The organism is Microbacterium sp. 10L49 (genome assembly GCF_056395125.1).
In genome coordinates this window covers 17,542-31,971 of sequence record NZ_JBFTIW010000005.1, presented here as the reverse complement: position 1 = coordinate 31,971, position 14,430 = coordinate 17,542, and the positions used below count along the sequence as shown (strand labels likewise).

Annotated in this window: 11 protein-coding genes; 6 read left to right on the top strand and 5 right to left on the bottom strand. The window is 70.3% G+C overall.

The window, feature by feature from the left end; all coding sequences use genetic code 11:
* Positions 1-50 precede the first annotated feature (50 nt).
* Positions 51-992: a pirin family protein gene (locus AC1DCT_RS17665; protein WP_440733145.1), complete on the bottom strand. Its 942-nt coding sequence runs from the start codon at positions 990-992 to the stop codon at positions 51-53.
* Positions 989-1,297, bottom strand: a complete 309-nt coding sequence (locus AC1DCT_RS17660) for a GNAT family N-acetyltransferase (protein WP_441977330.1) — start codon at positions 1,295-1,297, stop codon at positions 989-991. The genes AC1DCT_RS17665 and AC1DCT_RS17660 overlap by 4 nt, the downstream gene beginning before the upstream one ends.
* Positions 1,298-1,570: 273 nt before the next feature.
* Between AC1DCT_RS17660 and recQ the strand changes: the two genes are divergently transcribed.
* From recQ to AC1DCT_RS17645, 3 genes are all read left to right on the top strand, one after another.
* Positions 1,571-3,616: a DNA helicase RecQ gene (gene recQ / locus AC1DCT_RS17655; protein WP_441977329.1), complete on the top strand. Its 2,046-nt coding sequence runs from the start codon at positions 1,571-1,573 to the stop codon at positions 3,614-3,616.
* A gap of 275 nt (positions 3,617-3,891) precedes the next feature.
* A complete protein-coding gene (locus tag AC1DCT_RS17650) occupies positions 3,892-6,579 on the top strand; it encodes an aminotransferase class I/II-fold pyridoxal phosphate-dependent enzyme (protein WP_477430526.1) in 2,688 nt (895 codons plus the stop codon).
* Positions 6,580-6,747: 168 nt separating this feature from the next.
* The gene (locus AC1DCT_RS17645) at positions 6,748-8,820 is read left to right on the top strand and encodes an acyl-CoA dehydrogenase family protein (RefSeq protein WP_441977327.1); all 2,073 of its coding nucleotides are present in this window, start codon (positions 6,748-6,750) and stop codon (positions 8,818-8,820) included.
* Between the two features lie 69 nt (positions 8,821-8,889).
* Here the strand turns inward: AC1DCT_RS17645 and AC1DCT_RS17640 are convergent, their stop codons facing one another.
* The gene (locus tag AC1DCT_RS17640) at positions 8,890-9,849 is read right to left on the bottom strand and encodes a nucleoside hydrolase (protein ID WP_441977326.1); all 960 of its coding nucleotides are present in this window, start codon (positions 9,847-9,849) and stop codon (positions 8,890-8,892) included.
* Positions 9,850-9,891: 42 nt separating this feature from the next.
* Positions 9,892-11,280, bottom strand: a complete 1,389-nt coding sequence (locus tag AC1DCT_RS17635; RefSeq protein ID WP_477430525.1) for an MFS transporter — start codon at positions 11,278-11,280, stop codon at positions 9,892-9,894.
* A gap of 161 nt (positions 11,281-11,441) precedes the next feature.
* Here AC1DCT_RS17635 and AC1DCT_RS17630 point away from each other — a divergent pair, with 161 nt between their 5' ends.
* From AC1DCT_RS17630 to AC1DCT_RS17620, 3 genes are read left to right on the top strand one after another with little or no spacing between them, the layout of a single operon-like run.
* Entirely contained in the window at positions 11,442-12,221 is a 780-nt protein-coding gene (locus AC1DCT_RS17630) for a GntR family transcriptional regulator (RefSeq protein ID WP_477229728.1), read from the top strand.
* 49 nt (positions 12,222-12,270) lie between these two features.
* Positions 12,271-13,113, top strand: a complete 843-nt coding sequence (locus AC1DCT_RS17625; RefSeq protein ID WP_440733155.1) for a PfkB family carbohydrate kinase — start codon at positions 12,271-12,273, stop codon at positions 13,111-13,113.
* Positions 13,114-13,148: 35 nt separating this feature from the next.
* Complete coding sequence (locus AC1DCT_RS17620) at positions 13,149-13,715, top strand: DNA-3-methyladenine glycosylase I (RefSeq protein ID WP_477430524.1); 567 nt, start codon at positions 13,149-13,151, stop codon at positions 13,713-13,715.
* Between the two features lie 21 nt (positions 13,716-13,736).
* Here AC1DCT_RS17620 and AC1DCT_RS17615 read toward each other — a convergent pair whose 3' ends face one another.
* A complete protein-coding gene (locus tag AC1DCT_RS17615; RefSeq protein ID WP_441977324.1) occupies positions 13,737-14,270 on the bottom strand; it encodes a hypothetical protein in 534 nt (177 codons plus the stop codon).
* Positions 14,271-14,430 lie beyond the last annotated feature (160 nt).

Genomic DNA, 14,430 nt, shown 5'->3' with positions numbered 1-14,430 from the left:
CGTCCAGCGTACCGGCGCTCCCGGGCGGATCGGTCGGGAGCGATCCCCGGTCAGATCCTCCGGCGCCGTGGCATGAGGTGCACGGGCGGGATCGGCGGAGCAGGCACCCGCTCGTCGCCGTGACCGGCGACGTGACCGAACCGGTCGGATCCGGCTTCCCAGTCCTCGCGCGCCTGCGCGATCTCCTCGTGGCTGCGGGCGGCGAAGTTCCACCACATCACGAGGTCCTGTTCGAAGGGCTCGCCGCCGAGGAGGAAGAGCAGCGCCCCGCTCTCGCTCGACACGGTGACGTCCTCGCGGGAGTCGCCGAGGAACAGCACGTCGTCCGTGGAGAGCGCGGTCTCGGCCAGGTCGGATCCGGAGACACGGGCGTCGCCCTCGACGAGCAGCAGACCGTGCTCCCAGGCCGGATCGAACGGCAGCACGACGGATGTGCCGCGCTCGAGGCGGATCTCCGCGCCCACGATCGGCGTATAGGCCGTCGCGGGGGAGTCGACGCCTGCATAGGAGCCCATCACCACGGTGACGTCGGCGTCGGATCCGGTCTCGGCGGGAAGCGTCAGACCCGGCAGCGACAGGTGCTGTTCGAAGCCGGGCGCACCGGTGGCGGCGCCGTCGGGCAGCACCACCCAGAGCTGCAGCGCGTCGAGCGGGCCGGCCTCCTCGCCCACCGAGTACTCCGAATGCGCGATGCCGTGCCCGGCCGTCATGAGATTGAGCTGCCCGCGGCGCAGCACGACATCGCTGTCGATCGTGTCGCGGTGCCGGATCTCGCCGACGAGCGGCCAGGTCACGGTCTGCAGGCCGATGTGCGGATGCGGTTCCACACGCATGCGCACCTCGGCGGGGCCGAACCGGTCGAGGAAGCACCAGGCGCCGATCGTCGGTACATCTTTGCTGGGCAGCACACGCAGCACGTTCATCGCACGCACGCCACCGAGCGGAACCTCGCGCGCCTCGAGCACCGCTGCGCGCGGCCCGTGCAGGCTCATGCGGATCCGTCCGGGGCCGTCGGGAATCGCACCTTCGCGCCAGGGACCTCGTGCGTGCGGAGGTACTTGTTGATGTAGGGGCAGTACGGCACGATCGTGTCGCCCGTGGCCACCGCGTCGGCCAGCGCGCCCGCGGCGAGCTGCGCGGCGAGGCCCTGACCCTGGAACTCCGGATCCACCTCGGTGTGGATGAACAGGATCATCCCCGGGCGCCGCTGGAACTCGGCGAACCCGGCGAGTGCGCCGTCGCTGGTGATCTCGTAGCGCGACTCGGCCTCGTTCAAGCTCACGGCGATCTCGGGCATCGTGCTCCTTCGTGCGGTGTCGTGCGTCCAACATATGCCCGGACTGAGACACCCGGGGCGGGCGGAGTCGTCGTCCAGCGCCACCAGCTCGCAATTTCGAAGGATAAATGCATCTCGACAGGAAGAATCGCGGATCCGGATCCTGCGGAATTGCATTCATCCTTTCGAGTTGAGGGCAGGGCGGGCTGGAACCCGGGGGCGGGCGCAGTGGGGGCCGGGCGAGACCTGTGGACAGCGGCCTCCGGTGTCGGCACCGCTCGTTACGCTGGTTGCATGCCCCAGAACGATCCGCGCGACCCCTATGCGGATCTGCCGTGGTCCGATGCGCCCCTGGATGACCCCTACGCCGACATGCCGTTCAGCGACGAACCCTGGGATGCGGCGCCCCCGCCCGAGGAGGGCGATTGGGCGGGAACGCCGGGCGCCGTTCCGCAGGGGAGCTTTCCCGCGCCCGCTGCTGTTCGACAGGCTCAGCGACCGGCGACGCCGGCGCCGAGCCGGTACGCCACGGCTCTGGCCGCGCTCACCGCGGTCTACGGCTACGACGCGTTCCGCGGAGACCAGGCCGCGATCATCGACCAGGTCGTCGGCGGCGGCGACGCCGTGGTGCTCATGCCCACCGGCGGTGGCAAGAGCCTCTGCTACCAGATCCCCGCGCTCGTCCGCGAGGGCACGGGCCTCGTGGTCAGTCCGCTCATCGCGCTCATGCACGACCAGGTCGACGCCCTGCGCGCCAACGGCGTGCGCGCCGCGTACCTGAACTCGACGCAGACGGCGGCCGAGCGGGCAGAGGTCGAGCGCGCGTATCTGGCAGGCGACCTCGACCTCGTCTACGTCGCGCCCGAGCGGCTCTCGAACGCGCAGACCCTGGGGCTCCTGCAGCGCGGATCCCTCAGCGTCATCGCGATCGACGAGGCGCATTGCGTGTCGCAGTGGGGGCACGACTTCCGGCCGGACTACCTCGCCCTCGGCGGGCTCGCCGAGCGCTTCCCGGGCGTTCCCCGCATCGCACTCACGGCCACCGCCACCCGTGAGACGCACCGCGAGATCACCGAGCGGCTGCACCTGCCGCAGGCGAAGCACTTCGTCGCGAGTTTCGACCGACCCAACATCCAGTACCGGATCGAGCCCAAGGTCGACGTCCGCAAGCAGCTGGTCTCGTTCATCCGCACGCAGCCCGAGGGATCCGCCGGCATCGTCTACGCGCTCAGCCGCTCCTCGGTCGAGCAGACGGCCGAGTACCTCAGCGCGCAGGGCCTGGACGCGATCCCGTACCACGCAGGTCTCGACGCCGGCACACGCGCGGCGCACCAGTCCCGGTTCCTCCGCGAGGACGGCGTGATCGTCGTCGCCACGATCGCGTTCGGCATGGGCATCGACAAGCCCGACGTGCGCTTCGTCGCGCACGTCGACCTGCCCAAGTCCGTCGAGGGCTACTACCAGGAGACCGGTCGCGCCGGCCGCGACGGCGAGCCCTCGGTCGCGTGGATGGCCTACGGCCTCGGCGACGTGGTGCAGCAGCGCCGCTTCATCCAGCAGGGCGAGGGCGACCGCGCGATCAAGCAGCGGCAGAACCAGCACCTCGACGCGATGCTCGCGCTGTGCGAGACCGTCGACTGCCGGCGGCAGAACCTGCTCGGCTACTTCGGGCAGGACTCCGGGCCGTGCGGCAACTGCGACACCTGCCTCACCCCACCCGACAGCTGGGACGGGCTCGTCCCCGCGCAGAAGCTGCTCTCCACGATCGTGCGACTGCAGCGCGAGCGCCGCCAGTCGTTCGGCGCCGGGCATCTCATCGATATCCTCCGGGGCGCCTCCACGGAGAAGGTCCGCAAGTTCCGGCACGACGAGCTCGCCACCTACGGGATCGGATCCGATCTCGCCGATGCGCAGTGGCGCTCCGTCGTGCGGCAGCTTCTCGCGCAGGGCCTCATGCAGGCGCAGGGTGAGTACGGCACGCTCGCGGTCAACGAGGCGAGCGGCGGGGTACTGGCCGGGACGACGCCGGTGAAGCTGCGCCACGACGTGGTCACCCGTGCCGGGTCCTCCGGGGGCGGGCGCTCCGCGAAGAGGAGCGCCGCGGAGGCGCTCGCCGAGGGCGACCGCGACTTGTTCGAGGCGCTGCGCGCATGGCGGGCGCAGACCGCTCGCGAGCAGGGCGTGCCCGCGTACGTCGTGTTCGGCGACGCCACGCTGCGCGCGCTCGCCGAGCACCGCCCCGCGAAGGCCGCGGATCTGGTCGGCATCAGCGGTATCGGCGAGAAGAAGCGCGAAGCATACGGCGAGGCCGTGCTCGAGGTCATCGCGGCCGAGGGCTGATCCTCACCGCCGGCCGCCGCTGCACCGACCATCTCGGATCCCAGACGAGCGGCTCGACACGGGGCGATCGGATCCGCTTGCGGAGTGGCACGATGGGAGTCCGGCAGGGCCCGCACCACGGATCCTGCCCGCACCACACGTCGCGGTCGTCGCCGATCGCGACGGCTCGCCGCATCCCGGCGGGACCCCAGCAGCCGGTTCGAAGACGACCTCAGCGATCCGGGCCGCCGTTGCCCGCGCCGCCCTCGGCGCTCCCGCCGGAAGGGAATCCGCCGATGACCAGCACGATCGACACCGCGCACGCACCAGGCATGCCGGCGAGCACCTGGCGGCTGCGCAGCGACGCCTGGGAGTTCCTGCGCTTCGCGGTCAAGCGCCTCGCGGTCGAATCCGACGCCCGTGACGCCGTCGCCAACCGCGACGAGATCCGGCGCTCGCTGCGGGCGCTCGAGACGATCGAGCTGTACTGGGCCGGTTTCGGGCAGCGCTACGTGCGACACATCCGGGAGCTGATCGAGCAGGGCGACGCGGCCACCGCCCTGGAGCGCATCGGGCGGGTGGTGCATCGCCTGCGCGGCACGTCCGTGCCGGGCGGGACCGATCCGGTGCTCGACGAGGCCGATCTCGCCGAGCAGCAGGACGATGCCGATCCGCGCACGCGGTTCGAGGTGCTGCTCATCGACGAGACCACCCCGGCGGATCGTGACGCGATCCTGTCCGAGGGGCGACGACTGCGCACCGATGCGGACGACTTCATCTACGACTTCGTGATCGTGCCGTCGGCGGACGACGCGATCGCGGCGCTGCTCACGAACCCGAACATCCTCGCCTGCATCGTGCGGCCGGGGTTCAGCGATCGCAGCCACCAGGTGCTCAGCGGTGACCTTCAGGAGACGATCGCGCTCGCGCACGAGCAGGCGGCGATCGCGCCCGCCGCGGCGCGCAGCTCGATCCCCTCGGTGCAGCGGGTGCTGCGTCTCGCCGACACGCTGCACGCCCTGCGGCCGGAGGTCGATCTGTACCTGGTCGCCGGCGCGCACATCGAGGATCTGGCGGGAGCTCTCACGCATCGGTTCCGCCGGGTGTTCCGGCGCGAGGATCAGCTCGAGCTGCATCTGTCGCTGCTGCGCCGGGTCTCGCACCTCTACGACGCGCCGTTCTTCGCGGCGATCCAGAACCACGCCCGCCGCCCGGTCGGGGTGTTCCACGCCCTGCCGGTGGGACGAGGCGGATCCGTCGTCACCTCGAAGTGGATCCGTGATCTCGCCGACTTCTACGGCATGAATCTCCTGCTCGCCGAGACCTCGGCGACATCCGGAGGATTGGACTCGCTGCTCGCACCGACCGGCGCGATCAAGAAGGCGCAGGATCTGGCGGCGCGGGCGTTCGGGGCGCAGCGCACCTTCCTCGTCACCAACGGCACGTCCACGGCGAACAAGATCGTGCACCAGGCGCTGGTGGAGCCGGACGACGTGGTGCTCGTCGACCGCAACTGCCACAAGTCGCACCACCATGCGCTCATGCTGACCGGCGGACGCACCGCGTATCTCGAGGCGTATCCCCTCGACGACTTCGCGTTCTACGGTGCGGTGCCGCTGGAGCGGATCAAGCGGCTGCTCCTCGACTACCGTGCTGCAGGCCGGCTGCACGAGGTGCACATGATCACACTGACGAACTGCACGTTCGACGGCATCGTGTACGACCCGGCTCGGGTGATGTCGGAGTGCCTCGCGATCAAGCCCGACCTGGTGTTCCTGTGGGACGAGGCGTGGTTCGCGTTCGCGGCGTTCCACCCGGTGACCCGGCAGCGCACGGCGATGGCCTCGGCCAAGCGCCTCGAAGAGCGGCTGCGCTCGACCGCGCACGCGGCGGCGTACCGCGCGCAGCGTGCGCGGCTGTTCGACGCGGAGACCGGCGAACCGCAGGACGACGAGGCGTGGATGCGGGAGGAGCTGATCCCCTCGCCCGACGCGCGGATCAGGGTCTACGCGACCCAGTCGACGCACAAGACGCTGACCGCGCTCCGCCAGGGATCCATGATCCACGTCTACGACCAGGACTGGGCGCTCGAAGCGGAGTACGCCTTCCACGAGGCGTTCATGACGCACACCTCGACCTCGCCGAACTACCAGATCCTCGCCTCGCTCGACCTCGGCCGACGCCAGGTCGAGCTCGAGGGCTTCGAGCTCGTGCAGCGCCAGCTCGACCTCGCGACCAGCCTCGCCCAGTCCGTCGCTCGGCACCCGCTGCTGCGTCGCACCTTCCGCGTGCTCACGATGCGCGATCTGATCCCGCCGGAGCACCGTCGCACCACCCGGCCGATGCCGCTGCGCGACGGTCTCGCCGCGATGTGGCGGGCCTGGCGCGATGACGAGTTCGTGATCGACCCCAGCCGGGTCACGATCGAGATCTCGCGCACGGGCGTCGACGGCGACACCTTCAAGCACACGCACCTCATGGATCAGTACGGGATCCAGGTCAACAAGACGAGCCGCAACACGGTGCTGTTCATGACGAACATCGGCACCTCCCGCAGCGCGATCGCCTACCTGATCGAAGTTCTGGTGAAGCTCGCCGAGCGGTTCGAGCGAGATCGTGCGACGCAAGGCCTTCCCGAAGTTCGCGCCGAGGACGATCCGATGCCGCCGCTGCCGGACTTCAGCGCGTTCGCGCCGGCCTATGCGCACCCCTCGGGCCTGCCGGACGGCGATCTGCGCGGCGCGTTCTACGACGGGCAGCGGCGCGGTCTGATCGAGTACGCGACGCCCGACGATCTGCGCGAACGGGTCGCGCGAGGGGAGCAGCCGGTCTCGGCGGGCTTCGTGACGCCGTACCCTCCCGGATTCCCCGTGCTCGTGCCGGGCCAGATCGTCACCGCGGAGGTGCTCGAGTTCATGGCCGCGCTCGACACGCGGGAGATCCACGGCTTTGACGCGGCTCGCGGCTACCGGCTGATCCGCTGACCGCCGATCCGCCGGGAACGGCGTCGGCGGGTCGTGACCTGTGGAGTCGCCACAACCGCCTGGATCCTCGTCGGCGGCATCTGTTAGCAGAAGTCCACAGCCGCCTTCGCCCCACATTGTGCCAGACCTACCATGAAGACATCCCCGAAACCTCACGAGAGGATCCTCATGGTCGACGCCGCCCTTCGGACGAACGCCGCGAACAGCGCTGACAACAGCTCGGACGACTCCACGTCGCGCATCGACGTCGACGCGGTCGGCGACCTGCTGCTGGGCACCTGGGCGGACACCCGCCGCGAAGCGCGCGAGATGATCAAGGACCCCGCGTTCTGGCGCGATGACTCGCTCGGCAAGGACGAGCACCGCGAGCGTGTGCTGAGCCAGATGCACCTCCTGGTGCAGAACAAGGCCGTGCACCGCGCCTTCCCGAAGCGCCTCGGCGGCGAGGAGAACAACGGCGGCAACATCGCCGGGTTCGAGGAGCTGGTGTCCGCCGACCCCAGCCTGCAGATCAAGTCGGGTGTGCAGTGGGGCCTGTTCGGATCCGCGGTGCTGCAGCTCGGCACCGCCGAGCACCACGACGCGTGGCTCCCGGGCATCATGAGCCTCGAGATCCCTGGCGCCTTCGCGATGACCGAGATCGGGCACGGATCCGACGTCGCCTCGATCGGCACCACGGCGACCTACGACCCGGCGACTGAGGAATTCGTGATCAACACGCCGTTCCGTGCGGCGACCAAGGAGTTCCTCGGCAACGCGGCGCTGCACGGCATCGCCGCGACCGTGTTCGCACAGCTGATCACGAACGGCGTGAACCATGGCGTGCACTGCTTCTACGTGCCGCTGCGCGGCGAGGATGGAGTGGATCTGCCCGGCATCGGCCGCGAGGACGACGGCCTCAAGGGCGGCCTGAACGGCATCGACAACGGCCGGCTCAGCTTCGACCACGTGCGGATCCCGCGCACCAACCTGCTGAACCGCTACGGCGACGTCGCGGCCGACGGCACCTACTCCAGCGCCATCGACAGCCCCGGCCGCCGCTTCTTCACGATGCTCGGCACACTGGTGCAGGGCCGCGTCTCGCTCGACGGCGCCGCTTCGTGGGCCTCGGCGCTCGGCCTGGACATCGCGATCACCTACGCCACCCAGCGCCGCCAGTTCAACGGCGCCAGCGGCGAGGAGACCACGCTGCTCGACTACGGCAAGCACCAGCGCCGCCTGCTGCCGCGCCTCGCGACCACCTACGCGCAGCTGTTCGCGCACGACGAGTTCCTGCAGAAGTTCGACGGGGTCTTCTCCGGGCGCACCGACACCCCGCAGGACCGCGAGGACCTGGAGACCCTGGCCGCGGCGCTCAAGCCGCTGTCGACCTGGCACGCCCTGGACACCCTGCAGGAATGCCGCGAGGCCTGCGGCGGCGCCGGCTTCATGTTCGAGAACCGCTTCGTGGGGCTGCGCGCCGACCTCGACATCTACGTCACCTTCGAGGGCGACAACAACATCCTGCTGCAGCTCGTCGGCAAGCGCCTGCTCACCGACTTCGCCCGGCAGTTCAAGGGCGCCGACGCCAAGACGCTCGCGAAGTACGCCGTCGGCCAGACCGCGGGCCGGGTGTTCCACGGCGCGGGGCTCCGCCAGTTCGGGCAGGCCGTCGCGGATCTCGGATCCACGGCCCGCTCGGTCGAGAACGGCCTGCGCGCCGAGCAGCAGCACGAGCTGCTCACCGACCGCGTGCAGCAGATGGTCGCCGACATCGCCGGGCGTCTGCGTGCGGCCGGCAAGGACAAGGTGCTCGGCGAGAAGCTGTTCAACGAGAACCAGGCAGAGCTCATCGAGGCGGCCAGGGCGCACGGCGAGCTGCTGCAGTGGGAGGCGTTCACCGACGCTCTGGGCCGCATCGAGGATGAGGACAGCAAGGCGGTGCTCACCTGGCTGCGTGACCTGTTCGGCCTGCAGCTCGTCGAGAAGCACCTCGCCTGGTACCTCATCAACGGCCGCCTCTCAGCACAGCGCGCGGCCTCGGTCTCCCGCTACATCGACCGGCTCTGCGCACGCCTGCGTCCGCACGCGCTCGACCTGGTGAACGCGTTCGGCTACGAGCCCGAGCACCTGCGCGCCCCCCTCGCCTCCGGCGCTGAGCAGATCCGCCAGGACGAGGCCCGCGCGTACTACGCCGAGCTCAAGGCCTCGGGCGAGGCGCCCGTCGACGAGAAGGCGCTGAAGAAGGCGCGCCAGCTGTAAGCCCGGCGCACGCAGAAGAGGTCCGGATCCCGGGAGGGGAACCGGACCTCTTCGCATGACTTCTCGGCGTCAGGCCCCAGCGACGCGCTGCGCCAGGTGGTCCGCGAGCGGAGCGTCGGTGCCGAGCACCACGCGCACGGTCGCGCCGTCGTGGTCGCGGACGCCCTGGCGCTGGCCGCGCAGGTCGAACACGGTCTGACCGCGGCCGGGGCCGCCGGTCGTGTCGACCACGGCGGGAACCGCGGGCGCGACCGTGGGGAGCACGCGGCCGACCGCGATCGCCGCAGCAAGCGGGTCATGCAGGGCGCTGCACCGGCGGCCGTAGGTCGCGCGGTAGAACTCCATGTAGAAGTCGAGCATCGCGGCGACGGCGCGCGCGACGGGGGATCCGGATGCGGCGAGCTGCTCGCGGTGCGACTCCTCGAACACGTTCTCCATGGTCACGTCCAGCGGCACGACCACGACCGGCCAGCCCGCAGCGAACACCGTGTCGGCGGCCTCGGGATCGTTGCCGATGTTCGCCTCGGCGACCGCGGTGATGTTGCCCGGTACGAGCGCCGCCCCGCCCATGAGCGTGACCCGGGCAACACGGGAGGGAAGGGTCGGATCCTGCTCGAGGGCGGCGGCGAGGTTGGTCAGCGGGCCGACCGCGAGCACCTCCAGGGATCCGGCGTGTTCGTGCGAGAGCCGGATGAGCAGCTCCGCCGCCGTGACGTCCTCGACTGCGCGGGCGGGTTCGGGCAGGGCCACTCCGCCGACGCCGTCGTCGCCGTGTACGTGCGGCGCCCCGCCGTCGTACTCGTGGGTGAGGAAGTCGTGCCGCCCCACAGCCACCGGAACATCGTCGCGCTCGGCGAGGGCGAGCAGGCCCAGGGTGTTGCGCGCCGCCTGCGCGGCGGTGGTGTTGCCGCTGACCGTGCCGATGCCGCGGAGCGCGATCTCGGGCGACGCCAGCAGATACGCCAGGGCGAGCGAGTCGTCGATGCCGGTGTCGCAGTCGAAGTACAGCGGGGCAGGGGTGTCGGTCATCGGATCCTCCTCGGGATGCGGATGCGGGGCGGGTGGAGAGAGTCAGTCGGTCTTGGCGATCAGGAACAGGCTCGCGACGAGGGCGAGCACGCTGATCCCCACCGAGATCCACAGTGCCAGGACGACGTTGCCGGACACGACGAACGGCGCAACGATCGCGATGCCGAGGCTCGCTCCGAAGCCGAACGCGGCGCCGTTCATGCTCGGCAGGATCGCCGGAGCCTCGCTCGGCGACTGCAGCACTCCGAGGCCGTTCGCGGTAGTGAGCACGACCCCGTTGTAGGCGACTCCGAGCACCGTGAACATGGCGAACACCGTCCACGGGCTGAACGGGAACAGCGCGACCACGACGAGCGCCGCGATCGAGAGCACCAGGCCGATCCGCAGCATCGGGATCCACCCGAAGCGGCCCGCGAGCCAACCCGAGAGCGGGGCGGCGGCGAGGCCGATCAGCGCTGGTGGGGTGAGGTACAGCAGGGCGGAGGTCGATGCGTTCAGGCCGTAGCCGACGGTCTGGTTCTGGCTGAGGATCACGATCGTGAAGTTGATCACGGCGAACACGCTCGACAGGGTCAGCACGGTGACGGCGAGCACCGGCCACACCTCGCGCGAGCGCAGGTGCTGCACGGCGACGAGCGGGGTAAGGCGGCGCTTCTCGATGGCGACAAAGGCGAGCAGCGCCACGACGGTGCCGGCGAGGAAGAGCAGCGTGAGCGGGGCGAGCCAGCCCTGGCGGGATCCGGTCGAGACGAAGTAGGTGAGGCAGATCAGGCCGAGCGAGAGCGCGCCAGCGCCCCACCAGTCCATGCGCCCCGTCGAAGACGGCTCGCCATCGCGCGGCACGGCGAGGGCGACGCACGCGATCGCGACCACGGCGACCACCAGGATCACGACGAACAGCGAACGGAATCCGAAGGCGTCGGCGAGGAGGCCTCCGATCCAGCCGTCCACTCCGCCCACGCCGCCGTTGATCGCGGTGAGGATCCCGAGCACGGTCGGGAAGAAGGCGGCCGGGAGGGTCTCGGCGAGGATCACGTAGGAGATCTGGAACGCGGCGCTGGAGGCTCCCTGCAGCACCCGGCCCAGCAGCAGCACCGGCAGGTTCGGCGAGACAAGGCAGAGCACCGTGCCGAGCACGATGAGTGCGAGCACGATCAGCAGTGCGCGCTTGCGGCCGATGAAGTCGCTCCAGCGCGCCAGCACGATCCCGCCGACGGCGCCGGCGAGGAAGAACAGCGAGGACACCTGCGAGACGGCGTCCATCGGTGCACCCAGTTGCTTCGCGATGTCGGGCAGGGCGGGGCTGATCATGCTCGAGTTCAGCTGGAACGCGACGACCGTGAGGATCAGGGTCGCCACGAGCAGGACGGATCGGCCGCCGCGGATCGGCGCCGGACGGTCGAGCGCCGCAGGCGCGGGAGAGAGCTGCACAGTGACTCCTTTGTCGGGGCGAGGGCTCGGTGTGGTCGACCCTGAGGTTATATGATGTTATACCTCTCAGGTAGAACATCTGCAAGCGTGACAGGTTCATGCTTGAATGAACGGCGAGCACGGCCCGATCGCGGCCGGAGACGCGCGGTGGAGGAGATCCGATGACGGACGTCGAACAGTTCCTGGCCCGGCCGCTGACCGCCCCGGTGGGCCAGCCGCTGCGCGTCGCCGTGTACTCGCGCTTGGCCGACGGCATCAGGTCCGGCGTCTTCTCCCTGGGGTCGGCGCTGCCACGGGAGACCGAGCTCTGCGTATCACTCGGGGTGTCGCGCACGGTCGTCCGCGAGGCCCTCATGCTGCTCGAGGAGGACGGCCTCATCACCACCCGGCGCGGAATCGGCCGCTTCGTCGCGGAGGACCTGCCCAGGGTCGGCCTGGAAGAGCTGCGACCCCTCGAGGCAGCGCTCGCCGAGGGCGGCGAGGACATCAGCGTCCGCCAGCTCGAGTTCGTCGTGCAGCCCACCACCGACTACGTGTCGGGGCACCTTGGTCTCGACGACGCGGCGAACACCTGGTTCCGCGAGAGCGTGATCGAGCGAGGCGGCGAGCCGATCGCGATCCTGCAGGAGCACCTGCCCGCGGGCCGCTATCTCACCGACGCGAGTCCGCAGATCGCGGCCGTCGTCGAAGAGGCGGCGGCGGATCCGTCGAGCCTCATGACCGCCCTCGCCGCGCGCGGTGCCGTCTTCGGATCCGGCGTATGCGGGATCACCGTGAACGTGGTGGGCCGCTCGCGCGGCGCGCTGCTGGGGCTCAAGCCCGGCGATCCCGTGCTCATCCTCACGCAGACCGCCTCGACCGGCAGCGTCCCCGTCTACCTCGCCAAGTGCATCGTGTCAGGCAGGGCCGGCATGCTGTCGGTCGTGCAGACCGCGCAGTGACCGGGCGCCCCCTCCTCGCGATCCTCGCCCTTCCGGAACTGGAGTCCTCATGACCGCGCCTCTCGCGCTCGCCGTCGTCGGCAGCATCAACGTCGATCTCACGGCCCGTACGGCCCGCCTCCCGGAGCCGGGCGAGACCATCGGCGGAGGGCGGCTGTCCCGCGAGGCCGGAGGGAAGGGGGCCAATCAGGCCGCTGCGGCCGCGCGCCTCGGCGCCGCGGTGCGGATGGTCGGCGCGGTCGGCCCCGATGCCGACGGCGCCTGGATGATCGACGAGCTGGCCGCGGCCGGCGTCGACACGAACGCCGTGCGCCGCGGGGAGGAGTCCACCGGAGTGGCGCTCATCGTCGTGGACGCGGCGGGCGAGAACCAGATCGCCGTGTGCGAGGGCGCCAACGGCGAGGTGAGCCTGGACGGTGTCGTCTTCGGATCCGACGAGGCGGTGCTCGCGCAGCTGGAGATCTCGATGGACGTGATCGTCGCGCTCTCCGCGGCCGCACGCGGGTACCTCGCCGTCAATGCGGCTCCGGCGCTCGAACTCCCCGCCGCCGTGATCGGGCGTGCCGACCTCATCATCGTGAACGAGACCGAGTACGCGCTGCTGCCCGCGCTGCGCACCGCCCGCCGAGTCGCCGTGACCTATGGCGGCGAGGGCGCGAAGCTGTTCGAGCGCGGTGAGCTCGTGGCCGCGGCGCCCGCGGTGAAGACCACGGTCGTGAACAGTGTCGGCGCCGGCGATGCGTTCTGCGCCGCCCTCACGATCGGGCTCGCCTCCGGCGTCGACCCGCAGCGCGCCCTGTCGGCGGCCTGCGCGGTGGGTGCCGCTGCCGTCGCGGATCCGCGGTCGCAGCCGCTGCTCTCGCACCTCGCGGAGTACCTGCCTGCGGAGTGAGTCCGAGTGTCGGCGCCCGCGCCTACCCTGGATCCATGACGACGCCCCTCGCCGATGACCGTCCACGCTGCGCATGGGCGGGGGGCGACCCAGAGTACCGCCGCTACCACGACGAGGAATGGGGCCGGCCGCTGCACGGCGACCGCGCGCTGTTCGAGAAGATGTCGCTGGAGGGGTTCCAGGCGGGGCTGAGCTGGATCACGATCCTGCGCAAGCGCCCGCGGTTCCGTGAGGTGTTCGCGGGCTTCGATCCCGCCGTGGTCGCCGATTTCGGTGAGGATGACATCGCCCGGCTCATGGCCGACGCCGGCATCATCCGTAATCGCGCGAAGATCGAGGCGACGATCGGCAACGCTGCCCTCGTGCGGGAGATGGCCGACGGCGAACTCGACGCGATGATGTGGTCGTTCGCCCCGTCCGCGGCCCGCGCGCGCCCTCGGCTCATGTCCGAGATCCCCGCCGTGACCCCCGAGTCGGAGGCGATGAGCAAGACCCTCCGCAAGCGCGGGTTCCGCTTCGTCGGCCCCACCACGATGTACGCGCTCATGCAGTCGGCCGGCATGGTCGACGACCACCTCGAGGGGTGCTGGCGCGCGGCGTGAGAGCCGCTGCCGCGGCGCGGGTCAGGAAGCGGGATCCGCTGCAGCGTCCGGCTTGCGGTACGCCTGGCGCATGTGGTCGCTGGTGAGGAAGTCGGCGACGCCGATCATGATGAGACTGAACACGATCTGCTCGGTCACCATCCAGGCCGGATACAGTCCGGGGATCGCCGCCATCACGAGCGTGATGACCGGGAAGATCTGGGCGAACAGCCGCAGCCGCTGATACGCCCAGCGCCATCCCAGTGCCGCGCGCCAGGCGAAGTAGAAGAGTGTGACGGTCATCGCGAGCACGATGAGCGCGCGCATCCACACGGCGAACGGCACCGCGCCGATCGAGCCCGCCTGCGCGGCGATCACGACGGCGACGATGACCGCGGCGATGCCGATGAGCAGCTCCACGGCGAGCAGCCAGAACACCCAGCGGAACGCGCGGACCGTGCGGTGATGGTCGCGGTCCGATTCGACGATCTTCTCGTGCGCGTTGCGGCCGCCGGCCAAGCGGTCCACGCGCAGCAGCAGCGGCTCCACGCGGCGCAGCACAGGGTCGAGGAACATGCCTCGAGCGTACGGTCCCGGCCTATGCGGACAGCCGGATCAAGGCCTGTCGGCGGGGAAATCGATCGAAGGATGGATGGGGATTCCTCCCCATCGCGCCTCCCAGGATCCCGACATACACTCTTACAGTCCCCTGACAGTTACGCATGGGACAGCTGTG

Excerpts from the sequence above, each read along its gene's own strand:
- AC1DCT_RS17665 (WP_440733145.1), bottom strand. The coding sequence starts at position 992 with ATGAGCCTGCACGGGCCGCGCGCAGCGGTGCTCGAGGCGCGCGAGGTT.
- AC1DCT_RS17660 (WP_441977330.1), bottom strand. The coding sequence starts at position 1,297 with ATGCCCGAGATCGCCGTGAGCTTGAACGAGGCCGAGTCGCGCTACGAG.
- recQ (WP_441977329.1), top strand. The coding sequence starts at position 1,571 with ATGCCCCAGAACGATCCGCGCGACCCCTATGCGGATCTGCCGTGGTCC.
- AC1DCT_RS17650 (WP_477430526.1), top strand. The coding sequence starts at position 3,892 with ATGACCAGCACGATCGACACCGCGCACGCACCAGGCATGCCGGCGAGC.
- AC1DCT_RS17645 (WP_441977327.1), top strand. The coding sequence starts at position 6,748 with ATGGTCGACGCCGCCCTTCGGACGAACGCCGCGAACAGCGCTGACAAC.
- AC1DCT_RS17640 (WP_441977326.1), bottom strand. The coding sequence starts at position 9,849 with ATGACCGACACCCCTGCCCCGCTGTACTTCGACTGCGACACCGGCATC.
- AC1DCT_RS17630 (WP_477229728.1), top strand. The coding sequence starts at position 11,442 with ATGACGGACGTCGAACAGTTCCTGGCCCGGCCGCTGACCGCCCCGGTG.
- AC1DCT_RS17625 (WP_440733155.1), top strand. The coding sequence starts at position 12,271 with ATGACCGCGCCTCTCGCGCTCGCCGTCGTCGGCAGCATCAACGTCGAT.
- AC1DCT_RS17620 (WP_477430524.1), top strand. The coding sequence starts at position 13,149 with ATGACGACGCCCCTCGCCGATGACCGTCCACGCTGCGCATGGGCGGGG.
- AC1DCT_RS17615 (WP_441977324.1), bottom strand. The coding sequence starts at position 14,270 with ATGTTCCTCGACCCTGTGCTGCGCCGCGTGGAGCCGCTGCTGCTGCGC.